The following is a 25,821-nucleotide window of genomic DNA, read 5'->3' on the forward strand; positions in this document are numbered from 1 at the left end:
ATGCCGACCCGCCGCGGCCCTTTCGGCGGACCAACCGCGCCGTCACGATAGGCCATGGCGACCATCGTCGAGCCGGACGCCCGGAGGCGTACCGTCACCCAACGCTCAATAGGTAAAGGGTCGAGTCCGCCCGGCCATATTGGGCTTGGCATATTCCGGGGTCGAGGTGCCGCCGCCGACCGGCTTGCGGACCAGCTTCGGATCGATCGGCCGATCGAAGGCCACCCCGACCCGCCCCTGGGTACACCAGGCGACCCGCCCCGCGACCAGGCCGATACCGCGCAGGTCGAACTGGATCGGCGTACCGATCTCCACCGCGACCGGCAATTCGGCCATCAAGCCGCCCTCGGAGATGTTGCGCACCCGGACTTCGCGCGTCACCGGATCGTCGCCCAGCGTCATCGCCGCCATCAGCAACAGGCTATCGCGACGTCCGTTGCGGTGGCCTTCGTCCAGTTCGTCTTCCGCCATGTCAGCCCTGCTGTCAGGCGTACGGCCATCGCGTCCATGTCGATGCCCGTGGCGCCCGTATGTCTCTCGCGCCGTCATGCGATAACCGCACGCCGATTGCCAAGCCGTTAATGCGAAAAACCGGCTGGATGCGCCCGCGCCCAGCGCGCCCGAACGGCCCCAACTTCCGCAAGCGAAGCCGGAGCCGCCATCACACCTCAATCGTCGCGCGAGACCTTTTCGTTGCGCTCATGCCGTTCCTGCGCCTCGACCGTCATGGTCGCGATGGGCCGCGCTTCCAGGCGGCCCAGGCTGATCGGCTCGCCGGTCACTTCGCAATAGCCATATTCGCCCTCGTCGATGCGACGCAGCGCGGCGTCGATCTTGGAGATCAGCTTGCGCTGGCGATCGCGAGTGCGCAGCTCGATCGACCAGTCGGTTTCGCTCGATGCGCGATCGGTCAGATCGGGTTCCCGCAGCGAATCCACCTGAAGCTGCGACAGCGTTCCCTGCGCCTCACGCTGGATCGATTCCTTCCAATCGATCAGCTTGCGCCGGAAATAGGCCTGTTGCTTCAGGCTCATGAACGGCTCGTCCGCGCTGGGACGATAGTTTTCGTCGAGATCGTTGGCCACATCCGGGCCTGTGGAGTCCGTCACGTGATTAAACACCGTCGCCATACCACTCTCCCAAAGGGCCCGTCGGTGCGACACCCCGCACCGCGTCCCCGGGGCCGCCCCCTGATGGTCGAGAGCGCCTATAGTCGGTGCCACCGTCTGCCGCAAGCGACCGGCATTTCATCGAAGTTCGAATTTCTATAATAAAGTTGCAAACTTAACGCGAGATGCACGAAACCATCGATTGCAAAGGATTTTCCAGACCCGAACATCGAAAATACGGGCGCAACGCGATAGGCGATCGGACGGCCGCGTGCGAGCCAACCGACCGCCGGGAACCTGCGGCACGACATGCCCGCGAATCCCATAACTGAACGTGGCCGGGCACAAGAGGCTTGGAGCTTAAGCCTTTGTTGGTCACTATGATGACAGGATAGGGTGCAAAAGCCGTGCGGACGGTCGGGAGAACCGGATGCCGCCATATTGTGCCGTTTGAGGAATTGTGGATGTCAGTGCGAATGGCCTTGGCGAAGCTGACGGCATGTGCCGCCGGTGGCGCCGTGATCGGCGGCGGTGCCGTCCACATGGTCGAAAGTCCCAAGCGGCCGCCGCTGGTCAAGCAGACCAAGGTGAAGAAGCGGATCGTCCATCGCCGGCCCAAGGCGCCGCCGCGTCGCATCGTCACCCGCCGCACCGTCACCACCACCACGCCGCCGCCGACCATCGTGACCGTCACGACCCAGGCGCCGCCGATCCCCATCCCCCTGCCCGATGCCGGTCCGGCGGTCGCGTCCGGCGGCGGCTATGTCCCGGCGGTGATCGGCGGCTGGGGCGGCGGCGGCGGTTGGGGCGGCGGCTTTGGCGGCGGCTTCGGATTTGGCGGGGGCTTTGGCGGCGGCGGATCGAGCGGCAACATCGTGATTTCGTCGACCAGCAGCGGCGGGTCGACCTCCACCTCCTCGGCCTCGGGCGGTTCGGGTGGCTCGGGCGGGTCCTCCTCGTCCACCTCCACCGGCGGGGTCAGCAGCACCTCGTCATCCGGGAATGTGTCCAGCACGTCCTCGTCGGGGAATGTCTCCAGCACCTCGTCGTCGGGCAACGTGTCCAGCACGTCGTCGAGCGGCAATGTCTCGTCGACCAGTTCCTCGTCGGGCAATGTCAGTTCGTCGACGTCGAGCGCATCGAGCGCCTCCTCGGCATCCTCCGCCTCGTCGGCATCGTCCGGGGGCTATGCGTCGAGCAGCAACGGCTGGTCCTCGAACGGTTCGTCGGCCAGCTCCGCCTCCTCGGCCTCAAGCGCGTCGTCCGCGTCCAGCACCTCGTCGGCCAGCAGCGCGTCGTCGTCGGGCAACGGCAAGCCGCCCTATACGCCGGTGCCCGCGCCGCCGATGATCCTGCTCTTCGGCAGCGCGGCGGCGGCGCTGGTCATCCGGCGACGGCTGGCCGCCAAAGCGGGCTGAGCCGCGCCGCCGCCGGGGACGGTCGGTTACGCCTTTTGCAGCGCGGCCTCGATCTCCGGCACCGGATGGCCGGTCAGGTCTTTGGCCAGTTCGCCGACCAGCCGGTCGCTGACCTCCTTGTGATAATGTTTGCGCAGCTCGCCCAGCGTCTTGGGCGGCGCGACCACGATCAGCGATTCGAACTCATTGGCCAGCGCGCGGCGCTTCAACATGTCGGCGGTCTCCGCCGCGAAGCGATCCTCCTCCTGCTGGTGATAGTCGGTTTCGCCCATCGACCCGCGCGAGGCGGCGAACTGCGCGCCCTGTCCGCCGCCACCGGCCTGGCTCGATCCGCCCTGCGCGATGGCAGGCGCGCCGGGGCCGCTCTGGGTCGAGGAGGCCGAGCCCGCGCGGTCGGTCTTCTGGTCGCGATCGGCGGGGTTGGGATGCTCCACGGCATGCTCGACCTTCAGATTGGGATATTCGGCATCCCCCTCGTTGCGGAAGAACAGGCTCTTGCGACCATCGACGACCAGTACGAAACTGTTATGCGGCACCTGCATCGCGTCTCTCCTTGATTGTGCAGCAAGGTTAACGCGGACGCGTCGCCACGGGTTGCGTGACGGCGGAGCCGGGGCCATAGCCTCCGCCCCATGCACGACATTCGCCTGATCGGGGCCGACCCCGCCGCCTTTGACGCCGCACTCGCCAAGCGGGGCGCCGCCCCCCTGGCCGACTCGCTGATCGCGATCGACGAGCGCCGCCGCGCGATCATCGCCGAGGCGCAAGCCGCGCAGACCCGCCGCAACGACCTGTCGAAGCAGATCGGCCAGGCCAAGGCGGCGCGCGACGAGGCACGCGCGCAAGCCCTGATGGACGAGGTCGCGACGCTGAAGGCCCGCCTGCCCGAGCTGGAGGAGCAGGAGCGCGCCGTCGAGGCGGAGCTGAACACCGCGCTCGCCGCGATCCCCAACCTGCCCGCCGCCGACGTGCCGCAGGGCGCGGACGAGAATGACAATGCGCTGGTCCACCAGAAGGGCGAGCCGACCAGCTTCGCCTTCGAGGCGCGCGAGCATGACGCGATCGCGCCCGCGCTGGGCATGGATTTCGAGACCGGCGTGGCGCTGTCGGGCGCACGCTTCACGCTGCTGCGCGGTCCCATGGCGCGGCTGTCGCGCGCGCTCGGCCAGTTCATGCTCGACCGGATGACCGAGCAGCATGGCTTCGAGCTGGTCCAGCCGCCGCTGCTGGTCCGCGACGAGGCGGCGTTCGGCACCGGCCAGCTGCCCAAATTCGCCGAGGACCTGTTCCGCACCACCGACGGCCGCTGGCTGATCCCGACCGCCGAGGTCTCGTTGACCAATATCGTGCGCGAGGCGATCCTGAGCGAAGCGGAGCTGCCGCTGCGCTTCACCGCGCTGACCCCGTGCTTCCGTTCGGAAGCGGGGGCGGCGGGGCGCGACACGCGCGGGCTGATCCGCCAGCACCAGTTCGACAAGGTCGAGATGGTGTCGATCACCACCCCCGACCAGTCGGATGCCGAGCATGAGCGGATGACGGCGGCGGCCGAAGGCGTGCTGGAGGCGCTGGGCCTGCCCTATCGCCGGATGCTGCTGTGCACCGGGGACATGGGCTTCTCGGCGGCGCGTACCTACGACCTGGAGGTCTGGCTGCCCGGACAGGCGCGTTACCGCGAGATTTCGTCCTGCTCGACCTGCACCGATTTCCAGGCGCGGCGGATGATGGCGCGCTATCGCCCGACCGAGGGCAAGGGCACGCGCTTCGTCCATACGCTCAACGGATCGGGGCTGGCGGTCGGCCGGACGCTGGTCGCGGTGATCGAGAATTACCAGCAGGCCGACGGCTCGGTCGTGGTTCCCGAGGCGCTTCGCCCCTATCTCGGCGGACAGGCGGTGCTGGAGCCGCGCTGATGCGCATCCTCCTGACCAACGACGACGGCTATCACGCTCCGGGGCTCGCCGCGCTGGAGCGGATCGCGGCGACCTTGTCCGACGATGTCTGGATCGTCGCGCCCGCCGAGGACCAGTCGGGGACCAGCCGCTCGCTGACCCTGACCCGGCCGATGCGGCTGCGCCAGTTCGGCGAGCGGCGCTTCGCGGTGACGGGGACGCCGACCGACTCGGTGCTGATGGCGCTGGGCGAGGTGATGGCGGATCACAAGCCCGACCTGATCCTGTCGGGGGTCAATCGCGGCGCCAATCTGGGCGAGGACGTGCTCTATTCCGGGACGGTCGCCGCCGCGATGGAGGGCGCCCTGGCGGGTATCCGCTCGATCGCGCTCAGCCAGCGCTATCCGCATCAGGGCAAGGGCGATGCGGTGTCCTTCGCCACCGCCGAGGCGTGGGGCGAGCGGGTGCTCCGGCCGCTGCTGACCCGTGATTTCGGGCCGCGCACGCTGGTCAACGTCAATTTCCCGCCGGTCGCGCCCGAGGCGGTGAAGGGCATCCGCGCCGCCCGCCAGGGCCTGCGCGACTATGGCCGCGCCAGGCTGGAGCGGCGCAGCGATCCGCGCGGCTATGACTATTACTGGCTGGCGCTGGGCCGCCTGCCGCACCAGCCGGGGGACGATACCGATCTGGACGCGATCGCGGCCGATCATATCGCGGTCACGCCGCTTCATCTTGATCTGACGCATCAAACATCGCTTGCTATGCTCGACGCGGCATATCGCTGACACAGTGCCTGGGGGGAAACGGGGCGTGGATCGGAGTTTGAGACTATCGGGGGGCGTGGTCGGAATCGGCCTGTTACTGTCGGGCTGCATCCCGAACATGGAGCCGCCGGTCGGCCCCGCCCCACCCGTCGCCCAGCCCACCGCGCTGCCAGCAGCCCAGCCCCCCTCCGTCGAGGTTCGCCCGCTGCCGCCGCGCCAGCCTGTTCCGGTCCGCCCGACCGCGACCGTGCCGCCCCATGCGACCGGCACGCGGCCGCCGATCCGGCGATCGGTGCCGGTCCGCCCGGCCCCTCGCCCACCCCTCGCGTCAACGCCAATCCGGCCCGTGCCGACCCCGGTGCAGGCGCACGCGCCCTCGCCGCCTGCGCCGCGTCCCAGCTGGGAACTCCATCCGGTAACGCCCGACGCGCAGGTAATCGAGGGGTCGACCTATATCGTCAGGCCGGGCGACACGCTGCGCCTCGTGGGCGACCGGACCGGCGCGGGGACCGAGGCGATCGCGCGCGCCAACGGCCTGCCCCCGCCCTATGTGATCCGCACCGGCCAGAAGCTGATCATCCCCGCCGGGCGCTTCCACCTAGTCCGCCCCGGCGAAAGCGGCATCGCGATCGCGCGCGCTTACGGCGTGCCCTGGTCGCGGATCGTCGAGGCCAATGCCTTTGCCGAGCCCTATGTCCTGCGCGCCGGCCAGCGCATCCTGATCCCCGGCAATCCGGTCAGCGCGCCGCTCAGCAGCGCGGCCGAGCGCGCCGCTGCCTTTACCCTGGACGTCGACGACATCCTGACCGGCGGCGAGCCCGCGCTGGCGAGCAACCAGGCCCCCGCCCGGCCCAGCCCGACGCCGCGCCGCGTCCTGCCGCCGACCGCCGTGGTGGCGGCGCCCGCCCGGCTCAGCTCGGGCTTCGCCTGGCCGGTCGAGGGCCGCGTCGTCAAACGCTTCGGCGCGGGGCCCAGCGGCGAGCGCAATGACGGGATCAAGATCGCGGTGCCCGCCGGCACGCCGATCAAGGCGACGGCGGACGGCGTGGTCGCCTATGTCGGTGACGGCATCGCCGCGCTGGGCGGGCTGGTCATCGTCAAGCATGGCGGCGGCTGGACGAGCGTCTACGGCCATGCCTCCAAGCTGCTCGTCCAGCGCGGGCAGAGCGTGAAGCGCGGGCAGACGCTGGCGCTGTCGGGACAGAGCGGCTTTGCCGAACGGCCCGAGCTGCATTTCGAACTGCGGCGCGGGCGCACCCCGGTCGACCCGCTGAGCCAGCTACCCGGACGCTGACCCCTCTTATCCGAATCCTGAACGCTGCCTAACGGCCGGTTCAGGATTCGGAACGCCACGACCTGTCATAGGTTGAAAACGACATGGGGCCATTGCCCCCGGGAGTTGGCGTATGAAGAAGATGTTCCAGATGCTGGCCATGATGGGCCTGTCGCTGGCGGGTGTCGCGACCACGAACGCGCTGCCGCTCTCCAGCGCGCAGGCCCAGTCCTGGCGCGATGACGGACCGCGCCGGGATCGCGACCGCGACCGTGCCGAGTGGCGCCGCGACGATCGGCGGGACTGGCGGGACGACCGGCGCGGCGAACGCCGTGGCTGGCGCGACGATCGCGGCTGGCGGGGTGACGACTGGCGCGGCCGTCGCGAGGCGCGCGTCCAGCGCGAGATGGACCGGGCCCGCCGCACCCCCGGCTATGTCGATCCGCGCTCGCAGGGGGACTATACCGACTATAACGGTCGCGGTTATCGCCCCTGCCGCTATGTCCGCCAGAATGGCCGGACGCTCTGTCGCTAAGCCCTTCGTCGGAGGGTGACGAATGCGGATCGGCGGTGTAACGAGCCAGCCCTATGGCATACACGTCCGATCTGCTTCGCACCCTGGATGAACGGGGTTACGTCCACCAGATGACCGATGCCGCCGCGCTGGACAAGCTGGCGGCGTCGGGGGCGGTGCCCGGCTATATCGGCTTCGACCCCACCGCGCCGTCGCTGCATGTCGGCAGCCTGGTGCAGATCATGCTCCTGCGCCGGATGCAGCAGACCGGGCACAAGCCGATCGTGCTGATGGGCGGCGGCACCGGCAAGATCGGCGACCCCAGCTTCAAGGACGAGGCGCGCAAGCTGCTCGGCGAGGACGGGATCAAGGACAATGTCGCCTCGATCAAGCGCATCTTCGAACGCTTCCTGACCTTCGGTGACGGCCCCACCGATGCGGTGATGGTCGACAATGCCGACTGGCTCGACAAGCTGGAGTACATCCCCTTCCTGCGTGAAGTGGGGCAGCATTTCTCGGTCAACCGGATGCTGTCGTTCGACTCGGTGAAGCTGCGGCTCGACCGCGAACAGTCGCTCAGCTTCCTCGAATTCAATTACATGATCCTGCAGGCGTACGACTTCCGCGAACTGGCGCAGCGTCATGGCTGCCGCCTTCAGATGGGCGGGTCGGACCAGTGGGGCAATATCGTCAACGGCATCGAGCTGGCCCGCCGCATGGACGGGACCGAGGTGTTCGGCGTGACCACCCCGCTGATCACCACGGCGGATGGCGGCAAGATGGGCAAGACCATGGCCGGCGCGGTCTGGCTGCACGAGGACCAGCTGCCGCACTTCGATTACTGGCAGTTCTGGCGCAACACGGACGACCGTGACGTGGGCCGCTTCCTTCGCCTGTTCACCGACCTGCCGCTGGAAGAGATCGCCCGGCTGGAAAAGCTGGAAGGCGCGGAGATCAACGAGGCCAAGAAGATCCTCGCCAACGAAGCCACCGCCATGTGCCGGGGGCGCGCGGCGGCGGACGAAGCGGCGGAGACGGCGCGGCGCACCTTCGAGGAAGGCGCGGCGGGTGCCGCTCTGCCCAGCTTTGCGGTCGCGGGCGGATCGATCACCATCGTCGATGCGCTGATCGGCTTGGGCTTCGCCAAGTCCAAGGGCGAGGCACGCCGCCTGATCGCGGGCGGTGGCGCGCGCGTCGATGGCGAGAAGGTAGCGGACGAAAATGCCGTCATCGCGGTCGGCGGCGAGCCGGTGAAGCTGTCGTCGGGCAAGAAGAACCATGGGCTGCTGACGGCGGGGTGATTCCCTTGGCCTTCGGCTTCGCTCAGGCTGAACGGGGGTTTGGAGCAATATCCCTCTAAACCTCTGTTCCCCGGCGAAGGCCGGGGCCCAGTTTCTACGTCGCCGAAGAAGCGGGATAACGATGCGTGGGAGGCTCCTTCCTCCCACCCCAACGCCTAGCAACTGGCCCCCGGCCTCTGCCGGCGTACAGCCGGGTCGATAGGCCAGACCCCTCACCCCCGCCGGACCACCACCGCCCCCGCAATCACCAGCGCAACCCCGATGACCTTCCCCAAGGTCACCGGCTCCACCCGCACCCCGAACAGCCCGAAATGGTCGACGATCAGCGCGGCGACCAGCTGGCTGGCGATCGCCGCCGTCAACGCCACCGAAATCCCCAGCCTCGGCGCGGCATAGGCCAGCACCGCCACGAACCCCGCACCATAGAAGCCGCCCAACCAGGCCCAGCCCGGTGCCCCCTTCAGCGCCGCCGGGCTCGTCCGATCCATCGCGACCCAGGCGACCGCCAACACCACCGTCCCGATCAGGAACGAGGTCAGCGCCGCCAGCACGACCGACCCCGACACCTTGGCGAGTTCGGCATTGGTCGGCGGCTGGATGGCAAGGCCGATACCGGCGATCAGGACCAGGACGAGCGGAAAGACAGCAGCCATCCGCGCTCAACGCCAGCCTAGCCGCTTCGTTCAGCCCGAACGCAACAGCGCCACGCCCGCATCCCGCTCGAACAGATAGAGCGCGGTCCGCGCCGCCTGGCCGCGCGGAGCCTCCAGCCCGCCGTCGCGGTCGATCAGCAGCCGAGCATCGTCCTGCGCGCATTGCATCAGGTCAGCCATATTCTCAGGGGTCGCGAGCCGGAACGCCATTTCCCCCGATTGCCGCGTGCCGAGCAGTTCGCCCGCTCCGCGCAGCCGCAGATCCTCCTCGGCGATACGGAAGCCGTCATTGGTCTCGCGCATCAAGGCCAGCCGCGCGCGCGACGTCTCCGACAGATGCGAACCCCGCAGCAGCAGACAGCGCGACAGCCCCCCGCCCCGCCCGACACGCCCGCGCAGCTGGTGCAGCTGGGCAAGGCCGAAGCGGTCGGCATGTTCGATCACGATCAGCGTGGCGTTGGGCACGTCCACCCCCACCTCGATCACCGTCGTCGCGACCAGCACGCCCAGACGGCCGCCTGCAAAGGCCTCCATCACGGCGTCCTTCTCGGCGGGCTTCATCTTGCCATGGACAAGGCCGACCCGCTCGCCGAACCGCGCCCGCAGGCTCTCGGCGCGCATCTCGGCGGCGGCGAGGTCGGACTTCTCGCTTTCCTCGACCAGCGGGCAGACCCAGTAAGCCTGACCGCCATCGGACAGATGCCGGCCGAGCGCGTTGACCACCTCGTCCAGCCGGTCCTCGGACACCACGCGCGTCTCGATCGGTTGGCGACCGGGGGGCATCTCGTCCAGTCGGCTGACATCCATTTCGCCATAATTGGCCAGCGTCAGCGTGCGCGGGATCGGCGTCGCGGTCATCGCCAGCAGATGCGGCGGCGCCTTGCCCTTGGCCGACAGCATCATCCGCTGCGCCACGCCGAAGCGATGCTGTTCGTCCACCACGACCAGCGCGAGGTCGCGGTACGTCACCGTTTCCTGAAAGATGGCATGGGTGCCGACGAGGATGTCGATCTCCCCCGCCGCCAGCGCCATCAGCGTGGCCTCGCGCGCCTTGCCCTTGTCGCGGCCCGTGAGCACCGCGATCTCGACCGGCAGCCCGGCGAGCGTCTTGCGGAGCGTCTCATAATGCTGGCGCGCGAGGATTTCGGTCGGCGCCAGCATCGCGGCCTGCGCCCCCGCCTCGACTGCGATCAGCATCGCCATCGCCGCGACCAAAGTCTTGCCCGCGCCCACATCGCCCTGGAGCAGCCGCAGCATCGGCGCGTCCTGCGCCAGATCGCCCTCGATCTCGCGCACTGTCCGGCTTTGCGCACCGGTCAGCGTATAGGGCAGCTTGAGCATGTCCCTTAAGCGCCCGTCGCCGTTCAACGCCCGACCGCGCCGCTTGCGGGTGTCGGCGCGGACCAGGGTCATCGCCAGCTGGTTGGCGAACACCTCGTCATAGCCCAGCCGCTCGCGCGCCTTCGCATCGGCGGGGTCCGCGTGGATGCGGGCCAGCGCCTCCTTCCAGTCGGGCCAGCCGCGCTGCGCCTTCAGCCCTGGCTCGATCCATTCGGGCAGTTCGGGCGAACGCTCCACCGCCTGCGCCGCCAGCGCGCCCAATCGCCGCGAGGTGATCCCCTCCGACAGCGGATAGATGGCCTCGCGCTCGCGAAACCCCTCGGCGCTGTCGCCCAGGTCGGGATGGACGATCTGCAAATCCTGGCCGTAGAGGTCTAGGCGGCCCGACACGACCTTGGTCTCGCCGATGGGAAGCAGTTTCTTCACCCAGCCCGAATTGCCGCCGAAATAGACCAGCGCGACGCTGTTGCCGCGCGCATCCTCCGCGCGCACCCGTGTCGGCCCGCGCGGCGAGGAGGAAACGCGGTGCTCCTTCACGGTCAGCGAGATGGCGATCACCCGCCCCGCGTCCGACACCATCAGTTCGTCGCGGGGAAAACGATCAATATGCCCGGTCGGCAAATGAAAGGCGACATCGACCACACGCGCGATGCGCAGGCGTTCGAGCGGCTTGGCGAGGCCGGGCCCGACGCCTTTCAGCGACGTGACCTCGGCGAACAGCGGATTGAGGATATCGGGACGCATGACTAGATGGGTCTGTATAGCCTACCCGCCGCATGTCGCCAGAGCGTGCGGACAATCTCGTCCGATCGGAGCCCCATGGACCACGAAACCCGTATCAAGCGCCTTCGCTTCCGCGCATGGCATCGCGGCACCAAGGAAGCCGATCTGATGATCGGCGGCTTTTTCGACGCGCATCATGAGACGCTGAGCCCGGAAGAGCTCGACTGGTTCGAGGCGCTGCTGGAGGAACAGGATGTCGACATCATGGCCTGGGCCATCGGCACGCAAGCCTGTCCGCCCCAGTGGGACGGCCCGGTGATGCAGCGGATGCGCGCGCTGAATTTCGTGCCGATCGCCCGCTAACATCGTCGCCCCAGCGCAGGCTGGGGCCTTTGGCGGCCAGTGCCCTTGCCGCACGAGATCCCGGCCTTCGCCGGGATGACGGACGAAGGGGAAATTTCCCGCGACACGCGTTTGGCCCTTCGCCTTTTCCAGCTTCGGAACCCCATGCCCGATATCAAGACGATCCTGACCGCCAAGAGCCCGCTGACCCTGTCGGGCGTTCCGGCGGGGTTCCTGCCGGTGCTGCTGGCCGACCTGTCGCGCGCCGCGACGACCCGTGCGGTCTTCATCTGCGCCGACGAAGCGCAGATGCGCGAACTCGCCTCGACCGCGCCCTATTTCGCGCCCGAGCTGGAAATCTTGCAGATCCCGGCCTGGGACTGCCTGCCCTATGACCGCGCCTCGCCGACCCTGCGCGTCATGGCGGAGCGGATCGCGGGACTGCACCGGCTTCAGGCCAAGCCGAAGACGCCGCAGCTGGTGCTGACCACCGCCAATGCCGCGACCCAGCGCGTATTGACGCCGTTCCGCATCCGCCAGCTGGTCGCGCGCCTGGCCCCCGGCGAGCGGATCGGGCTGGAAAGGCTGTCCGCGCTGCTCCAGGCGAACGGCTATGTCCGCACCGAAACGGTCCACGACCAGGGCGAGTTCGCGGTGCGCGGCGGGCTGGTCGACCTGTTCCCCAGCGGCGAGGAACAGGCCTTGCGGCTCGACTTCTTCGGCGACGAAATCGAGAGCGTCCGCACCTTCGACCCCGCCGACCAGCGGACCACGGGGCGGATCGAGGGCTTCACCCTACTCCCCGCCTCCGAAGCCTTGCTCGACGAGGAATCGATCAAGCGCTTCCGCACCCGCTACCGCGAAACCTTCGGCGCGACCGCGACCGGCGACCCGCTCTATCAGGCGGTGTCCGAGGGGCGGCGCATGGCGGGGATGGAGCATTGGCTGCCGCTGTTCGAGGAGAAGCTCTCGACGCTGTTCGACCATCTCGGCGACGGCGCGGTCGTCGTGCGCGACAATGGCGTCGCGGCGGCGGCGAGCGGCCGCTTCGACGCGATCGCCGACTATTATGAAAACCGCAAGCGTGCCGAGGCGGCCCAGCCGGGCAGCTTCCGCCCCCTGCCCGCCAAGGCGCTCTATCTGGCGCCCAAGGAATGGGACGAAGGGCTGCAGGCCGCGACCGCGCACCTCGTCTCGCCCTTCCACGAGCCCGAAAGCGCCACCGTCCTCGATTTCGAGGTGGACGGCGCGCGCGATTTCGCGCCCGAACGCGCGGCCCACGCCAATATCTATGAGGCGGTGGTCGATCATGTCGAGGCGCTGCGCAAGGAAGGCCGCAAGCCCGTCCTCGCCAGCTACTCCAACGGCGCGCGCGAGCGGCTCGGCAGCCTGTTGAAGGACCATGGCCTGAAGGGGGCCAAGGCCGCCGAGACCTGGCAGGAAGCGCTGGGCATCGCCGATACGGCGAAGAGCTTCGGCGTGGCGCTGGTCGTCCTGCCGCTCGACCATGGCTTTACCGCGCCGGGCATTGCGGTGCTGACCGAGCAGGACATGCTGGGCGACCGGCTGGTCCGGCGGCAGAAAAGGCGCAAGTCGGCCGACGCCTTCCTGGCGGAGCTGGCGACGCTCTCGCCCGGCGATCTGGTGGTTCACTCGGATCACGGCATCGGCCGCTATGAGGGGCTGACCTCGATCCCCGTGGGCAAGAGCCCACATGACTGCGTCGCGCTCTCCTATGCGGGCGGCGACAAGCTGTACGTGCCGGTCGAAAATCTCGAAGTCCTGACCCGCTACGGCTCGGGAGAGGACGGCGCAACGCTCGACCGTCTGGGGGGCGAGGCGTGGCAGCGGCGCAAGTCGAAGATGAAGGAGCGCATCCGCGAGATCGCGGGTGAGCTGATCGCCACCGCCGCCGAACGCGCGCTACGTCCCGGCGAAGTGGCCGAGCCCGACAGCGCGGGCTATCCGGCGTTCGTCGACCGTTTCCCCTATGAGGAGACCGACGATCAGGACCGGGCGATCGACGATGTGCTGGGCGACCTGACCGCGGGCAAGCCGATGGACCGGCTGATCGTCGGCGATGTCGGCTTCGGCAAGACCGAGGTCGCGCTGCGTGCCGCCTTCGTCGCGGCGATGGCGGGGATGCAGGTGGCGGTGGTCTGTCCCACCACGCTGCTCGCGCGCCAGCATTACAACAACTTCGTCGCGCGGTTCGAGGGCTTCCCGATCAAGATCGGCCGCCTCTCCCGCCTCGTCACCGCGACCGAGGCCAAGAAGGTCAAGGACGGCGCGGCGTCGGGCGATATCGACATCGTCGTCGGCACCCATGCGCTTCTCGCCAAGAATGTCGAGTTCAAGCGGCTCGGCCTCGTCATCGTGGACGAGGAACAGCGGTTCGGCGTGACCCACAAGGAACGGCTGAAGGCGCTGAAGGCCGATGTGCATATGCTGACGCTGACCGCCACGCCGATCCCGCGCACGCTGCAAATGGCGATGTCGGGCCTGCGCGAGCTGTCGGTGATCCAGACGCCGCCGGTCGACCGCCTCGCGGTGCGTACCTATGTCATGCCCTGGGACCCGGTCGTCCTGCGCGAGGCGCTGCTGCGCGAACATTATCGCGGCGGGCAGAGCTTCCTCGTCACCCCGCGTGTCGCCGATTTGCCGGATATCGAGGAATATCTGCGCAAGGAGGTGCCCGAAGTCCGTTATGTCGTCGCACACGGCCAGATGTCGGCCACCGAGGTCGAAGAGCGCATGTCCGCCTTCTACGACCGCAAGTTCGAGGTGCTGGTGTCGACCACCATCATCGAAAGCGGCATCGACATTCCGTCCGCCAACACGATGATCGTCAACCGTGCCGACCGCTTCGGCCTCGCCCAGCTCTACCAGTTGCGCGGGCGTGTCGGCCGGTCGAAGACGCGCGCTTACGCCTATATGGTCACGCCGCCCGAGCGGATGATGACCGAGGCGGCGGAGAAAAGGTTGAAGGTGCTGTCCGACCTTGATTCGCTGGGCGCGGGCTTCCAGTTGGCCAGCCACGACCTCGACATTCGCGGGGCAGGCAATCTGCTCGGCGACGAACAGTCGGGGCATATCAAGGAGGTCGGCTACGAACTCTATCAGTCGATGCTGGAAGAGGCGATCCTCGAGGCCAAGGCGGGTGGCGCGTTCGAGAAGAAGCGCGACTTCTCGCCCCAGATCACCGTCGATGCACCGATCCTGATCCCCGAGGATTACGTCCCCGATCTCGACCTGCGCATGGGGCTGTACCGCCGCCTCAACGACCTGGAAAAGCACAGGGAAGTCGAGGAATTCGCCGCCGAGATGATCGACCGCTTCGGCCCGCTGCCCGAGGCGACCGACAATCTCATCCAGGTCATCAAGATCAAGCTGAACGCCAAAACGGCCTGCATCGCCAAGATGGATGTCGGCCCGCGCGGGGTGCTGATCAGCTTCCACGACAATCGTCCGCCCAATGTCGACGGTCTTTTCGCCTATGTCGAGCGGCTGGGCGACCTCGCCAAGCTGCGCCCCGACGGCAAGCTGGTGCTCAACCGCGCCTGGCCCGATGCCAAGGCGCGGCTGCACGGCGCGCTGCAACTGTCGAAGGGATTGGCGAAGGCGGCGGGATAAATAGCGTCGCCCCAGCGCAGGCTGGGGCCTCTCGCGATCGTCGGACCTCGTCGGGAAAGGCCCCAGCCTGCGCTGGGGCGACAGCATGTGCCTAGCTGCTGTGATCCGCGACGATCTTCCAGCCGTCGGCGCGGTGCTCGAAGACCAAGGTGGTCATCCCGCTCTCGTCCTTGGCGCCGCCCGTCAGCATCCAGCGCGCGAACAGGATGCGCCGCTCGCCGATCCGCCTGCATTCGAGAAAGGCGAAGCGCAGCTGTCCCCGGCTGTTGCCGCCGCCTGCGAAGCTCTTCCGATAATTGTCGGCGATCGCGGCTTTTTCACGGATCAGCCCCTTGCTGCCGACGAAAACGGCATCGGGAGCATAGATCGCCATGAAGCGGTCCAGGTCGCCCGCATTCCATCCCGCCGCGCTTGCCAGCATCGTCGCGCGGATCGCCGCTTCCGCCGGATCGACGGCGGGAGCCGCCGCATGGGCGGCCACCGGGGCCAGCGCGACCGCCGCTATCACCATCACTTCGCGCATTCCATCTCCTCCTCGACCATCGCAAGCAGATCGGCTCCGTCGAGCGGCGCGGCGCGCAGGAAACCCTGATAGGTCTCGCAGCCCAGACGGCCGAGCAACTGCGCCTGCTCATGCGTCTCGACCCCCTCGGCGATGATGCCCATACCCAGTTGCGTAGCGATCCCGATGACCCCGCGCACCACCACCCGGTCGCGCTGCGATCCGTCGACCTCGGCCACCAGCGCGCGGTCGAGCTTCAGATAGTCGATCGGCAGGCTGGTCAGATAGGCGAGGCTGGAATAGCCGGTCCCGAAATCGTCGATCGCCACCCGGACGCCCGCCGCGCGCAGCGTGTCGAGCACGACCGCCGCTCGGTCGAGCTCGCTGATCAGCCCCGTCTCGGTGATCTCCACGGTCAGCCGGTCGAGCGGAAAGCCGCTTGCCGCCACCCGGTCGAGGAACAGCCGGGCAAAGCCCGAGCGGCCGACATCGGCGGCGGTGATGTTGATCGACAGGCGCAGCTTGGCCAGCGGCGCGGGCCAGCATGCCGCGCGCTGCAACGCGATCTGCTGGATATGGTCGGACAGCGCCAGCCCCAGATCGGCGCGCTCGGCCGCCGCGAACAGGGGATCGGCCCCCAGCGGCCCCAGCGTCGGATGCCGCCAGCGCGCCAGGGCCTCGACGCCGGTGATCCGTCCGGTGGCGATCGCGACCTGCGGCTGGAAGACGATGTCGATCTCCCCCCGCTCGATGGCATGGTGGAGATCGGCGCCCAGCACGTCGAGCGGCGCGGCATCGCCCGGATGGGCAAAGCGCAGCATCGCCCCGTCGCTCGCCCGCGCCTTGCGCAACGCCTCACCCGCGCGGGTCAGCAGCATGCCGGGGTCCTCGCCGGGACGATGCTCGGCCAGGCCCAGCCGCACGCCCAGCCGGATCGGCACCGCCCCCGCCTGGAACGGCAGCGCGAGCAGCGCCTCCAGCGTCTCGGCGATGGCGCGCCCCTCGCCCGGTGGTGCGATGCCCGCCATGACGAACTCGGCGCCGCCCGACCGCGCGACGATCGCCCCGTCGCCAAAGGCCTCGGCCGCCGCCGCCTGGATTCGCGCCTCCACCCCGCGCAGCAGCATGTTGCCCGCCGGACGGCCATGCGCGGCATTGACCAGGTCCAGACGCGACAGCGATATGACGATCGCGACGCAAGGATGACCGCGACCGATGGTGTCGGCGATCCAGCGATGGATCTCCCCCACCTCGCCATCGGCATGGCTTCGCCGCCGCCGCACGTCGAGCGTGCGCCGCGCGTGCCGATCCGCCATCTTCAGCGCGGCGCGGATCATCGCATCGTCGGCCCCCGGCGTCAGGATATGGGTCGCTCCCGCGGCCAAGAAGGCATCGAGCGTCATGCCGTCGCCATCGGGAACCGCGACCAGCATCGCCGCCCCCGTCGCCGCGACCACCGCGCCGAGCGCCTGCGCCGCGCGCAGTCCCGCATCCCCATTCCACCGCGCATCGATCAGCGCGATGCGCGCCTCGCTCGTCAGGAAGGACCCGATCAGCGTGTCGCCGCCGGGCGGATCGCCGTCGCGCGGCGCCATCGACCAGATTGCCCAGCCCGCGCGGATCACCGCCTCGTCCAGCGTGGGCGTGGCTTTGCCGGATGCCGGGTCGCCGGGGTGGAACGAAAGCGCAAAGACCGCCGTTCCCCCCATGTGGGCGTTAAATCCGAATTCATCCTGCGTCATGAACGCATCCTATCCCCCGGCATCGGCATCACCAACGCCTATCCGTCTTGTCGACGTCCCGTCATGGGTCTAGCGATATGACCATGGGTTGCGCCTCCGCCTCACCCGGTGGGTCCTCGCGTGGGTCCCTTGTCGACCAGCATGGCCGGACCATCCGCTATCTGCGGATTTCGGTCACCGATCGGTGCGACCTGCGCTGCCGTTACTGCATGGCCGAGCAGATGACCTTCCTGCCGCGTGCCAAGCTGCTGACCCTGGACGAAATCGCGATCATCGCCGAGCGGTTCATCGCGCGCGGCGTGACCCGGATCCGCCTGTCGGGCGGCGAGCCGCTGGTCCGGCGCGACGTCGCCGATCTGGTCCGGCGGCTGGGCAGCCATGTCGGGCAGGGCCTGGACGAACTGACCATGACCACCAACGGCACCCGGCTGGCGGACCATGCCGGGGCGCTGGTCGATGCAGGCGTGCGGCGAATCAATGTCAGCCTGGACAGCCGCGATCCCGAACGCTTCCGCTACATCACCCGGCACGGCGACGTGGCGCAGGTGATCCATGGCATCCTGTCCGCGCGCGACGCAGGGCTGTCGGTCAAGATCAACATGGTCGCGCTCAAGGGGCTGAACGACGACGAGATCGGGGCGATGCTCGCCTGGTGCGTGGCCGAGGGCCTCGACCTGTCCTTGATCGAGACGATGCCGCTGGGCGCGATCGACGAGGATCGGGTCGACCGCTTCCTGCCGCTGACCGAGATATTCGACCGGCTGTCCTCGCAATTCCCGCTCGTGCGCGCCGGGCATCGGACCGGGGGACCCGCGCGATATTGGCAGGTCGAGGGCACCGGCACGCGGCTGGGCCTCATCTCCCCGCTCACCGCCAATTTTTGCGACGGTTGCAACCGGGTGAGGCTGACGACCGAGGGCAAGCTGTATATGTGTCTGGGCCATGAGGATCAGGTGGATTTGAAGGCGGCCCTGCGCGAAGGCGGGCTGCGCGCGCTGGACGAGGCGATCGATGCGGGTCTGGCGGCCAAGCCCGCGCGGCACGATTTCCGGATCGAGGCGGGATCGGCCCCGGCGGTGTCGCGTCATATGAGCGTGACCGGCGGATGACGCTTCCCGTCCGGCGGGCGCTGGTCGCCTCGCCCACCGCCCCGGCCCAGGCCGCAGTCGCCGACCTGCAGAACAGCGCCGACTGGGTCGATTTCGACGAAGCCGATTATGTCATCGCACTGGGCGGCGACGGCTTCATGCTCCAGACGCTGCACCGGATGCTGGAGCGGCGGCGTGGCCCGGTGCCGGTGTTCGGCATGAACCTGGGCACGGTCGGCTTCCTGATGAACGAGTGGCGCGGCTATGGGCTGGAGGACCGGCTGGCCCGCGCCAAGCCGTTCCGCGTCACCCCGCTGAAGATGACCGCGACCGGGATCGACGGCCGCGTCCACACGCTGCCCGCGATCAACGAGGTGTCGCTGCTGCGCGAGACGCGCCAGACCGCCAAGCTGGAGGTCATGGTCAATGGCCGCATCGTCCTGCCCGAACTGGCCTGCGATGGCATCCTCGCCGCCACTCCGGCTGGGTCGACCGCCTATAATTTCTCGGCGCAAGGGCCGATCCTGCCGCTCGGCTCCGCGCTGATCGCGCTGACCCCGATCAGCCCTTTTCGTCCCCGGCGCTGGCGCGGGGCAATCCTGCCCGACAAGGCCCGCATCTCGATCCGCGTGCTCGATCCCGGCAAGCGCCCCGTCTCGGCGGTGGCCGACCAGCGCGAGGTGCGCGACGTGGCGCAGGTCGACATCTGCATGGACCGCTCGCGCGAGTTGACGCTGATGTTCGATCCCGAACACGCATTGGACGACCGCATCACGATGGAGCAATTCGTCGCCTGACCGGCGACGGGGAGGAGCAGTTCGTCGTCTGCCCCGCATTTTATCCACAGCTTTGACGGCAGGGCTTACGCGAAACCGTCAAAAAAGGGGTTGCGGCTTTTTTCGAGCCCTTTATAGGACCCCTCCACAGCGCCGGAACATTCCCTGATAGCTCAGCGGTAGAGCTCTCGACTGTTAATCGAGCGGCCGTAGGTTCGAATCCTACTCAGGGAGCCACCGGCGCTGTCTTCCCCCAGACAGCGCCAGCATGACGGATCAGCCGTCGATCACATGCGGAACGAACCGCGCCGTGTTCGAGGTGATCAGCCCGTCCTCGCGGATGCCCATCCCGACCGCCGCGCCATCGACCACCCAGCTCCCCAGGACCGGAAAACATCCCGGCGCCGTCTCCGGCAGGCGATAGAGCGACTGGTACACATAGCCTTCCTCGCCATATTCGCCCTTCGTCTCGGCGATGATGTCGCCCGCGCGGCGGATCGAGACATTGGCGCCTTCGCGCGACAGGAGCGGCTTGGCCACCGCATCGCCGTCGGGGATCGTGAAGCTGGCGGCCAGCAGGTTGGGATGGCCCGGAAACAGGTCCCACAGGATCGGCAGGATCGCCTTGTTCGACCAGATCATCTTCCAGATCGGTTCGATCCATAGCGTGTCGCCGCGCGCCAGATTGTCGAGCAGATGCGGCGCGAAATCCTCATGGACCAGCCATTCCCACGGATAGAGCTTGAACAGCGCCTCGATCCGCATGTCCCCTTCGTCGACGAAACAATGGTCGTCATGGTGCCAGCCGATGCGCTCCATCAGGATCGGCACGGTCGTAATTCCCGCCGCCTCGGCGGTATCGCGCAGATAGGCCGCCGTGATCGCGTCCTCGCCCGCCAGATCGGCGACATGCGCGACATGCAGCGTGGCGGGCAGATCGGGGGCGATCTCCGCCCAGCGCGCGACCAGCGCCTCGTGCAGGCTGTTGAACTGGTCGAGCCGGGGGAAGCATTCCTCCTTCCACGCCCATTGCACCACCGCCGCCTCCAGCAGCGAAGTCGGCGTGTCGCAGTTGAACTCGAACAATTTGGGGGCGTCCTGCCCATCGAAGCCCAGGTCGAACCGGCCGAAGTTCAGGCCCGGCGGCTCGGCGTCCCAGGCTTCGCGGATCGGATCGTGGAACACCGGCGGAATGCCGAAGCGCGAGAGCAAGGCGGGCTCGCTGACCACCGCCTCGCCCGCCGCCAGGAACAGTCGATAGAGTTCGGTCGTCGCCGCCTCGATCCGGTCGACCTGCGCGCGGGTGAAGCGGTAGCAGGCGCTCTCGTCCCAATAGGGGCGCTCCCTGCCCTCGTGCCAGATCAGGCCGAGCGCCTCGACCTTGGCCTGCCAGTCGGGGCGCGGCGTCAGGCTCTGGCGGATCATGCGTGGATGCTGCCGAAATGGCTGGCCGAGGATCCGAACCCGCCCCGGCTGATCGCCGCCGCACGGGTCATGGCGCTGCCCGCCGGGGCCGTCACATAGCGGCCGCCGGGCGCGGCGCGGAAGCTGCCGCCCGTCGCGCGCTCGCCATAATAGGGAATGGAGCGGCCGCGCCCCAGGAAATACCAGAAGGCCCCGCCCCCGCCGCCCACGCGGTGCTGGCGGCATCGATCGTCGGGAAGGCGCGTGCCCTGCGCATCGGTGCAGATGGCGGTGTCGTTATCGGCGGTCCAATTGTCGTCCGCCTTGGACCGATTGCACCCGCTGGCCAGCAGAACCGCCGCGAGCGCCGTCGTATATCTCAGATCGAAAGCCATGAATTCCCTCCCAGCGGCCATCATGGGCCAGCAGGGCCGGTCTTGGCTAGCGCTACCGCGAGCGCATCGGCGCGAATGCGGTGGCGGCGACCGTCATGGCCGCCGCCCTCGGATCGATCAGCGGCAACGGACCTTGCCGCGATCGATCGACCGCCCGAGCAGCGCGCCGCCGCCCGCGCCGAGCAGCGTGCCCAGCGTGCCGCCGCCGATGACATTGCCCAGCACGCCGCCGCCGACCGCGCCGATGACCAGTCCGGTGGTGCCGTCATTGCGCTTGCAATAGGTGCGGCCATCGCGACCCCGGAAGATCTGGTCGTCGCGGGTCAGACGACGTTCGCGGTAATTGCCGCGACGATAGTCGCGCGACGCGTCCCAGTCGTCGCGATCGCCATGCCAGCGATAATCGCGCTCCTGCGCGACGGCGGGCGTGGCGGCGATGGGAGCGGCAACGGTAACGACGGCCAGAGCGGCGAGCATGGCTTTCACGGCAGGTCTCCTTATCCTCGATCCCGCACAACGCACATCAACGTCACCCGTTCAATTCGGCCCGTCCCGGGCGGAGGCTGGCATCGATCCGCACGCTGGGGCATTGAGGATGGATGCGCCAAGCCACCACGATATTGACCGTCGACACCCATGGCCAGGGCCTGACCGACATCACGCGCAGCGTCACCGCCTGGGTTCGCGAGCAGGCCATGGACGAAGGGCTGCTGACCCTGTTCTGCCGCCACACCTCGGCCTCGCTTATCATCCAGGAAAATGCCGCGCCGGAGGTCAGGACCGACATCCTCGCCTATTTCGCGCGCATCGCGCCCGAGGATCGGCATGCCTATGCCCATGACGACGAAGGGCCCGACGACATGCCCGCGCACCTGCGCGCCATCCTGACCGGGGTGCATCTGTCGGTGCCGCTGATCGGCGGGCGGCTGGCGCTGGGGACGTGGCAGGGCATTTATCTGTTCGAACATCGCCGCGCGCCCCATCGTCGGCAAATCGCCATCCATATGGCCGGTCTGTGACGCACAATTCATCGCGGGAGCCAAACCGTTCATCGACCGTTCTGCCGGGATAGGGTAAACCGATTCCAGCTACAGGGCTGTTGCCGTCCGGCCCGGTCGTGCGGCAAGGAAAGGAAGAAGTGTCCATGCAATTCGGTCGGAAGATCGCGCTCGCGCTGGTCGGCGCCAGCACCCTGATGGTCGCGGGATGCGCGACCGAAACCACTTACCGCCCGGCGACGGGAACGGGCTTCTACCGCACCGGCTATTCCGATCAGCAGCTGGAACCCGGCCGCTTCATCGTCAGCTTCGCCGGCAACACGGTGACGTCGCGCGACACGGTCGAGCGTTATCTGCTGTTCCGCGCGGCCGAACTGACGCTGGCCAATGGCTATGACTATTTCGTGATGGCCGACCGCGACACGCAGCTGCGGTCGCGCACCTATTCGACCCCCGGCGCGTTCGGGCCGGGCTTTGGCGGCTGGGGCGGCGGCTGGTGGGGCCCGTCGTGGCGCTATTATGGCCGCGGCTTCGGCTGGCGCAGCTGGGACCCGTTCTGGGGTGATCCCTTCTTCGGCAACAACATGGATATCAACACCATCGACCGCTACGAAGCGACCGCCGAGGTCGTGATGCGCAAGGGGCCGATCCCGCGCGACAATCTGCGCGCCTTCGATGCGCGCGCGATCGTCAACACGATCGGGCCGACGGTGGTGATGCCCAAGTAAAACGGGCCGATCGCGACCGAATGGGGCGGCTGCCTGCCGGGCGGCCGCCCTTTTTTGTGCCTCGGGGACACCCGCCCGCCAGCCCGGCGAATGCGGTTTCGATCGAAGCAGGCCCCGGCCTGCGCGGGGGCGGATCGACATTCAGTATTGCTTCTTTTTACCCTCTCCCCTGGACAGGGGAGAGGGTTAGCGAAGCCGGCTAGCGCAGTTGAGCGAGCCCAAAGACTCGCGCGCTCGCGCAGCGAGCGCCCACCCCTCACCCAGCTCCGACTAAGCCTTTGCTCTCGCAAAGGCCAAGTCTGCGCAACCCTCTCCCCTCTACGAGGGGCGAGGGACGGAAGGGCGTCGCGGAATGTCGATCGGCCCTGAGGTGACGAGGCATGAAAAAGGCGGCGGACCGAAGCCCACCGCCCTTCTCTTCATTCGGCGAGAGGACGGATCAGACCGTCACCGCGCCGTGGCAATGCTTGTACTTCAGCCCCGAGCCGCAGGGGCACGGCGCGTTGCGGTTCACGCGGCCTTCCCATTGGGCCGGGTCAGTGCCCAGATCCATGCCCTCGGGCTGCGGGATCTGCATCGGCGGCATTTGCGGCTGGATCAGGCCGCGCGCGGCGGCGTCCCAGTCGTTGCTGTTGTCCTCGCCGGTGAACGGATCGAAGTGCGAGGTGATGAAGTCGGGCAGCTCGGGGAGTTCGGGCGGCGCCTGAATCTGGAACTGGGCATAGGCGATGGTGCGCGTCACATCCTCGCGGATATTGTCGAGCATCCGCTGGAACAGCGAAAACGCCTCGTGCTTATATTCGTTGATCGGCGTCTTCTGCGCATAGGCGCGCAGGTGGACGACCTGGCGCAGCGCGTCGAGCGTCGCCAGATGCTCCTTCCAGTGATGGTCGAGATTCTGGAGCAGGATCGACTTCTCGACGCTGGTCCAGGTCTCGGGCTCCAGCTCCTTGGCCTTGGCCTCGACCATCGCGTCCGCCTCGGCGGTCACGCGCTCCAGCACGATTTCGGGATCGATCGCTTCCTCGGCCAGCCAGGCGTCGATCGGCGGCTCCATGTTGAGCAGGTCCTTGAGCTGCTGCTTCATGCCCGCGACGTCCCACTGCTCGGGATAGCTGTTGGGCGGGCAGGCGGTGCCGACGATCGCGTTCACCGTCTCGGCGCGCATGTCGGCGACGACCTCGCCCACCGTCTCGGCATCCATGATGTCGGCGCGCTGCTCGTAGATGACCTTGCGCTGGTCGTTCATCACGTCGTCATATTCGACGACCTGCTTGCGGATGTCGTAGTTGCGCGCCTCGACCTTCTTCTGCGCGGTCTCGATCGCCTTGGACAGCCACTTGCTGCCGATCGCCTCGCCATCCTCGATATTGCTGCGCATCATCTTGGCGAACAGCGTGTCGGGGCCGAAGATGCGGAGCAGATCGTCGTCCAGGCTGAGGTAGAAACGCGACAGGCCCGGATCGCCCTGGCGACCCGAACGGCCGCGCAGCTGGTTGTCGATGCGGCGGCTCTCATGCCGCTCGGTGCCGAGCACGAACAGGCCGCCCGCCTCCAGCACCTTCTGCTTCTCCTCGACGATCTCGGCGCGGATGCGGGTCGCGGCGGCGTCATAGTCCGGCGTGCCCTCGACCAGATCGGGATGCTCGTCGAGCATCCGGAATTCGAGGTTGCCGCCCAGCTGGATGTCGGTGCCGCGACCCGCCATGTTGGTCGCGATGGTGACGGCGCCCAGACGGCCCGCCTGCGCCACGATATGCGCCTCCATCTCGTGATAGCGCGCGTTCAGCACCTTGTGCGGCACGCCCTCCTGCACCAGGAACTCGCTGAGCAGTTCGGACTTCTCGATCGAGACGGTGCCGACCAGCACCGGTTGGCCCTTGGCGGCGTGGTCACGGATCTTCTTGGCGATCGCCAGGAACTTGTCCTGGGTGTTCTTGTAGAACTCGTCCTCCTCGTCGACGCGCGCGATCGGCAGGTTCGTCGGGATGGTGACGACGTTGATCTTGTAGATGTCGTAGAATTCGCCCGCTTCGGTCGCGGCGGTGCCGGTCATGCCCGAAATCTTCGGGTACATGCGGAAGTAATTCTGGAAGGTGATCGAGGCCATGGTCTGGTTCTCGGGCTCGATATTGACGCCCTCCTTGGCCTCGACCGCCTGGTGGAGTCCCTCCGACCAGCGACGCCCGTCCATCATGCGGCCGGTGAACTCGTCGATGATGACGACCTTGCCGTCCTTCACGATGTAATCGGTGTCGCGCTTGAACATCATGTTCGCACGCAGCGCCTGGTTCAGATGGTGGACGACCTGGGTATTCTCGAAGTCGTAGAGATTCTCGCCCTGGAGCAGCCCGGCCGCCTCCAGCAAGCGCTCGGCGCGCTCGGTGCCGTCCTCGGTCAGGATGATCGACTTCTGCTTCTCGTCCTTCTCGTAGTCGTCGGCCGTCAGCTGCTTCACGATCGCATCGACGCCGATATACAGCTCGGACTTGTCGTCGGTCGGGCCCGAGATGATCAGCGGAGTGCGCGCCTCATCGATCAGGATCGAGTCGACCTCGTCGACGATCGCGTAGTTGAAGGGGCGCTGCACCATCGAGGAGCGCTCATACTTCATATTGTCGCGCAGATAGTCGAAGCCGAACTCGTTGTTCGTGCCATAGGTGATGTCGGCGTCATAGGCCGCGCGGCGCTGGCCGTCGTCGAGGTTCGGGATGATGGTCCCGGTGGTCAGGCCGAGGAAGTTGTAAATCCGGCCCATCGTCGCGGCGTCGCGGCTGGCGAGGTAATCGTTGACGGTGACGACGTGCACGCCCTTGCCGGGCAGCGCGTTCAGATAGGTGGCGAGCGTGGCGACCAGCGTCTTGCCCTCGCCCGTCCGCATCTCGGCGATCTCGCCGCGATGCAGGACGATGCCGCCGATCATCTGCACGTCATAGTGACGCTGGCCCAGCACGCGCTTCGCCGCCTCGCGCACGGTCGCGAACGCCTCGGGGAGCAGGCTGTCGAGCGTCGCGCCCTGATCGAGCTGCTCGCGGAACTTCACCGTCTGCGCGGCGAGCTGCGCGTCGGTCATCGCCTCCATTTCGGGCTCGAACGCCGCGATCTTGGCGAGGGTCGGCTTGAGCGACTTGACGTAGCGGTCGTTGGACGAACCGAACAGGGACTTGGCGAGGCCGCCGAACATAAGCGATTTCCTGACTGAAATATCGTGAGATGGGCGCGCCGCCA

The 25,821-nt window shown here is 67.8% G+C and carries 23 protein-coding genes and 1 tRNA gene; 13 read left to right on the plus strand and 11 right to left on the minus strand.

Going from position 1 to position 25,821, the window contains the following annotated elements; translation table 11 throughout:
• Positions 1 to 105: 105 nt before the first annotated feature.
• Positions 106 to 471 carry a PilZ domain-containing protein gene (locus tag QE363_RS14015; protein ID WP_309696205.1) on the minus strand — a complete coding sequence of 122 codons (366 nt, stop codon included), beginning with the start codon at positions 469 to 471 and terminating at the stop codon, positions 106 to 108.
• A gap of 197 nt (positions 472 to 668) precedes the next feature.
• Complete coding sequence (dksA, locus tag QE363_RS14020; protein WP_307099566.1) at positions 669 to 1,130, minus strand: RNA polymerase-binding protein DksA; 462 nt, start codon at positions 1,128 to 1,130, stop codon at positions 669 to 671.
• Between the two features lie 455 nt (positions 1,131 to 1,585).
• On the opposite strand from dksA, the gene QE363_RS14025 reads away from it, so the two are divergent.
• Positions 1,586 to 2,527, plus strand: coding sequence for a PEP-CTERM sorting domain-containing protein (locus tag QE363_RS14025; RefSeq protein ID WP_309696208.1), 942 nt, complete (start codon positions 1,586 to 1,588; stop codon positions 2,525 to 2,527).
• A gap of 26 nt (positions 2,528 to 2,553) precedes the next feature.
• On the opposite strand, the gene QE363_RS14030 is transcribed toward QE363_RS14025, so the two are convergent.
• Entirely contained in the window at positions 2,554 to 3,069 is a 516-nt protein-coding gene (locus QE363_RS14030; protein ID WP_309696210.1) for a host attachment family protein, read from the minus strand.
• Positions 3,070 to 3,159: 90 nt separating this feature from the next.
• Here QE363_RS14030 and serS point away from each other — a divergent pair, with 90 nt between their 5' ends.
• The 5 genes from serS to tyrS all read left to right on the plus strand — a co-directional run bounded on the left by serS (position 3,160) and on the right by tyrS (position 8,268).
• Positions 3,160 to 4,437, plus strand: a complete 1,278-nt coding sequence (serS, locus tag QE363_RS14035; RefSeq protein WP_309696212.1) for a serine--tRNA ligase — start codon at positions 3,160 to 3,162, stop codon at positions 4,435 to 4,437.
• Positions 4,437 to 5,201 (plus strand): 5'/3'-nucleotidase SurE, encoded by a 765-nt coding sequence (gene surE / locus QE363_RS14040; protein ID WP_309696213.1) that lies wholly within the window; start codon positions 4,437 to 4,439, stop codon positions 5,199 to 5,201. Before serS ends, surE begins: the two co-directional genes overlap by 1 nt.
• A 55-nt stretch (positions 5,202 to 5,256) precedes the next feature.
• Positions 5,257 to 6,474 carry a M23 family metallopeptidase gene (locus QE363_RS14045; RefSeq protein ID WP_309696215.1) on the plus strand — a complete coding sequence of 406 codons (1,218 nt, stop codon included), beginning with the start codon at positions 5,257 to 5,259 and terminating at the stop codon, positions 6,472 to 6,474.
• 112 nt (positions 6,475 to 6,586) lie between these two features.
• Positions 6,587 to 6,988, plus strand: coding sequence for a hypothetical protein (locus QE363_RS14050; RefSeq protein WP_309696217.1), 402 nt, complete (start codon positions 6,587 to 6,589; stop codon positions 6,986 to 6,988).
• 53 nt (positions 6,989 to 7,041) lie between these two features.
• A complete protein-coding gene (gene tyrS, locus QE363_RS14055; RefSeq protein WP_309696219.1) occupies positions 7,042 to 8,268 on the plus strand; it encodes a tyrosine--tRNA ligase in 1,227 nt (408 codons plus the stop codon).
• 212 nt (positions 8,269 to 8,480) lie between these two features.
• Here the strand turns inward: tyrS and QE363_RS14060 are convergent, their stop codons facing one another.
• Together QE363_RS14060 and recG are read right to left on the minus strand one after the other, a co-directional pair.
• Positions 8,481 to 8,921: a DMT family transporter gene (locus tag QE363_RS14060; RefSeq protein ID WP_309696221.1), complete on the minus strand. Its 441-nt coding sequence runs from the start codon at positions 8,919 to 8,921 to the stop codon at positions 8,481 to 8,483.
• 30 nt (positions 8,922 to 8,951) lie between these two features.
• Positions 8,952 to 11,006 carry an ATP-dependent DNA helicase RecG gene (recG, locus tag QE363_RS14065; RefSeq protein ID WP_309696223.1) on the minus strand — a complete coding sequence of 685 codons (2,055 nt, stop codon included), beginning with the start codon at positions 11,004 to 11,006 and terminating at the stop codon, positions 8,952 to 8,954.
• Positions 11,007 to 11,081: 75 nt separating this feature from the next.
• Here recG and QE363_RS14070 point away from each other — a divergent pair, with 75 nt between their 5' ends.
• Together QE363_RS14070 and mfd are read left to right on the plus strand one after the other, a co-directional pair.
• Positions 11,082 to 11,348 (plus strand): succinate dehydrogenase assembly factor 2, encoded by a 267-nt coding sequence (locus QE363_RS14070; RefSeq protein WP_058716446.1) that lies wholly within the window; start codon positions 11,082 to 11,084, stop codon positions 11,346 to 11,348.
• A 144-nt stretch (positions 11,349 to 11,492) separates the two neighbouring features.
• Positions 11,493 to 14,960 carry a transcription-repair coupling factor gene (gene mfd, locus QE363_RS14075; protein ID WP_309696226.1) on the plus strand — a complete coding sequence of 1,156 codons (3,468 nt, stop codon included), beginning with the start codon at positions 11,493 to 11,495 and terminating at the stop codon, positions 14,958 to 14,960.
• A 91-nt stretch (positions 14,961 to 15,051) separates the two neighbouring features.
• Here mfd and QE363_RS14080 read toward each other — a convergent pair whose 3' ends face one another.
• On the minus strand, positions 15,052 to 15,483 hold the full coding sequence (locus tag QE363_RS14080; RefSeq protein WP_309696229.1) for an SgcJ/EcaC family oxidoreductase: 432 nt from the start codon (positions 15,481 to 15,483) through the stop codon (positions 15,052 to 15,054).
• A complete protein-coding gene (locus tag QE363_RS14085) occupies positions 15,471 to 17,204 on the minus strand; it encodes a GGDEF domain-containing phosphodiesterase (RefSeq protein ID WP_309696231.1) in 1,734 nt (577 codons plus the stop codon). The genes QE363_RS14080 and QE363_RS14085 overlap by 13 nt, the downstream gene beginning before the upstream one ends.
• Positions 17,205 to 17,281: 77 nt before the next feature.
• Between QE363_RS14085 and moaA the strand changes: the two genes are divergently transcribed.
• From moaA to QE363_RS14100, 3 genes are all read left to right on the plus strand, one after another.
• Positions 17,282 to 18,313 carry a GTP 3',8-cyclase MoaA gene (gene moaA / locus QE363_RS14090; RefSeq protein WP_387431545.1) on the plus strand — a complete coding sequence of 344 codons (1,032 nt, stop codon included), beginning with the start codon at positions 17,282 to 17,284 and terminating at the stop codon, positions 18,311 to 18,313.
• Positions 18,310 to 19,089: an NAD kinase gene (locus QE363_RS14095; protein WP_307099591.1), complete on the plus strand. Its 780-nt coding sequence runs from the start codon at positions 18,310 to 18,312 to the stop codon at positions 19,087 to 19,089. The genes moaA and QE363_RS14095 overlap by 4 nt, the downstream gene beginning before the upstream one ends.
• A 141-nt stretch (positions 19,090 to 19,230) precedes the next feature.
• Positions 19,231 to 19,305, plus strand: a tRNA-Asn gene (locus QE363_RS14100).
• A 39-nt stretch (positions 19,306 to 19,344) separates the two neighbouring features.
• On the opposite strand, the gene QE363_RS14105 is transcribed toward QE363_RS14100, so the two are convergent.
• The 3 genes from QE363_RS14105 to QE363_RS14115 form a co-directional block, all read right to left on the minus strand.
• Positions 19,345 to 20,493, minus strand: a complete 1,149-nt coding sequence (locus tag QE363_RS14105; RefSeq protein WP_309696234.1) for a glutathionylspermidine synthase family protein — start codon at positions 20,491 to 20,493, stop codon at positions 19,345 to 19,347.
• Positions 20,490 to 20,867, minus strand: coding sequence for a hypothetical protein (locus QE363_RS14110; RefSeq protein WP_307099595.1), 378 nt, complete (start codon positions 20,865 to 20,867; stop codon positions 20,490 to 20,492). The genes QE363_RS14105 and QE363_RS14110 overlap by 4 nt, the downstream gene beginning before the upstream one ends.
• A gap of 117 nt (positions 20,868 to 20,984) precedes the next feature.
• Positions 20,985 to 21,344 (minus strand): glycine zipper 2TM domain-containing protein, encoded by a 360-nt coding sequence (locus QE363_RS14115; protein WP_373424708.1) that lies wholly within the window; start codon positions 21,342 to 21,344, stop codon positions 20,985 to 20,987.
• Between the two features lie 122 nt (positions 21,345 to 21,466).
• On the opposite strand from QE363_RS14115, the gene QE363_RS14120 reads away from it, so the two are divergent.
• On the plus strand, positions 21,467 to 21,886 hold the full coding sequence (locus tag QE363_RS14120; protein ID WP_309696237.1) for a secondary thiamine-phosphate synthase enzyme YjbQ: 420 nt from the start codon (positions 21,467 to 21,469) through the stop codon (positions 21,884 to 21,886).
• A 125-nt stretch (positions 21,887 to 22,011) separates the two neighbouring features.
• Positions 22,012 to 22,593 (plus strand): CC0125/CC1285 family lipoprotein, encoded by a 582-nt coding sequence (locus tag QE363_RS14125; protein WP_307099601.1) that lies wholly within the window; start codon positions 22,012 to 22,014, stop codon positions 22,591 to 22,593.
• A gap of 439 nt (positions 22,594 to 23,032) precedes the next feature.
• On the opposite strand, the gene secA is transcribed toward QE363_RS14125, so the two are convergent.
• Complete coding sequence (gene secA / locus QE363_RS14130) at positions 23,033 to 25,777, minus strand: preprotein translocase subunit SecA (RefSeq protein ID WP_309696239.1); 2,745 nt, start codon at positions 25,775 to 25,777, stop codon at positions 23,033 to 23,035.
• Positions 25,778 to 25,821 lie beyond the last annotated feature (44 nt).

Origin of the sequence: Sphingomonas sp. SORGH_AS_0870 (assembly GCF_031453175.1) — a bacterium.
In the GTDB taxonomy this organism is placed as follows: domain Bacteria; phylum Pseudomonadota; class Alphaproteobacteria; order Sphingomonadales; family Sphingomonadaceae; genus Sphingomonas.

Bases quoted from the DNA above. Each gene is read 5' to 3' on its own strand.
- QE363_RS14015 (WP_309696205.1), bottom strand. From the start codon at position 471: ATGGCGGAAGACGAACTGGACGAAGGCCACCGCAACGGACGTCGCGAT.
- dksA (WP_307099566.1), bottom strand. From the start codon at position 1,130: ATGGCGACGGTGTTTAATCACGTGACGGACTCCACAGGCCCGGATGTG.
- QE363_RS14025 (WP_309696208.1), top strand. From the start codon at position 1,586: ATGGCCTTGGCGAAGCTGACGGCATGTGCCGCCGGTGGCGCCGTGATC.
- QE363_RS14030 (WP_309696210.1), bottom strand. From the start codon at position 3,069: ATGCAGGTGCCGCATAACAGTTTCGTACTGGTCGTCGATGGTCGCAAG.
- serS (WP_309696212.1), top strand. From the start codon at position 3,160: ATGCACGACATTCGCCTGATCGGGGCCGACCCCGCCGCCTTTGACGCC.
- surE (WP_309696213.1), top strand. From the start codon at position 4,437: ATGCGCATCCTCCTGACCAACGACGACGGCTATCACGCTCCGGGGCTC.
- QE363_RS14050 (WP_309696217.1), top strand. From the start codon at position 6,587: ATGAAGAAGATGTTCCAGATGCTGGCCATGATGGGCCTGTCGCTGGCG.
- tyrS (WP_309696219.1), top strand. From the start codon at position 7,042: ATGGCATACACGTCCGATCTGCTTCGCACCCTGGATGAACGGGGTTAC.
- QE363_RS14060 (WP_309696221.1), bottom strand. From the start codon at position 8,921: ATGGCTGCTGTCTTTCCGCTCGTCCTGGTCCTGATCGCCGGTATCGGC.
- recG (WP_309696223.1), bottom strand. From the start codon at position 11,006: ATGCGTCCCGATATCCTCAATCCGCTGTTCGCCGAGGTCACGTCGCTG.
- QE363_RS14070 (WP_058716446.1), top strand. From the start codon at position 11,082: ATGGACCACGAAACCCGTATCAAGCGCCTTCGCTTCCGCGCATGGCAT.
- mfd (WP_309696226.1), top strand. From the start codon at position 11,493: ATGCCCGATATCAAGACGATCCTGACCGCCAAGAGCCCGCTGACCCTG.
- QE363_RS14080 (WP_309696229.1), bottom strand. From the start codon at position 15,483: ATGCGCGAAGTGATGGTGATAGCGGCGGTCGCGCTGGCCCCGGTGGCC.
- QE363_RS14085 (WP_309696231.1), bottom strand. From the start codon at position 17,204: ATGACGCAGGATGAATTCGGATTTAACGCCCACATGGGGGGAACGGCG.
- moaA (WP_387431545.1), top strand. From the start codon at position 17,282: ATGACCATGGGTTGCGCCTCCGCCTCACCCGGTGGGTCCTCGCGTGGG.
- QE363_RS14095 (WP_307099591.1), top strand. From the start codon at position 18,310: ATGACGCTTCCCGTCCGGCGGGCGCTGGTCGCCTCGCCCACCGCCCCG.
- QE363_RS14105 (WP_309696234.1), bottom strand. From the start codon at position 20,493: ATGATCCGCCAGAGCCTGACGCCGCGCCCCGACTGGCAGGCCAAGGTC.
- QE363_RS14110 (WP_307099595.1), bottom strand. From the start codon at position 20,867: ATGGCTTTCGATCTGAGATATACGACGGCGCTCGCGGCGGTTCTGCTG.
- QE363_RS14115 (WP_373424708.1), bottom strand. From the start codon at position 21,344: ATGCTCGCCGCTCTGGCCGTCGTTACCGTTGCCGCTCCCATCGCCGCC.
- QE363_RS14120 (WP_309696237.1), top strand. From the start codon at position 21,467: ATGCGCCAAGCCACCACGATATTGACCGTCGACACCCATGGCCAGGGC.
- QE363_RS14125 (WP_307099601.1), top strand. From the start codon at position 22,012: ATGCAATTCGGTCGGAAGATCGCGCTCGCGCTGGTCGGCGCCAGCACC.
- secA (WP_309696239.1), bottom strand. From the start codon at position 25,777: ATGTTCGGCGGCCTCGCCAAGTCCCTGTTCGGTTCGTCCAACGACCGC.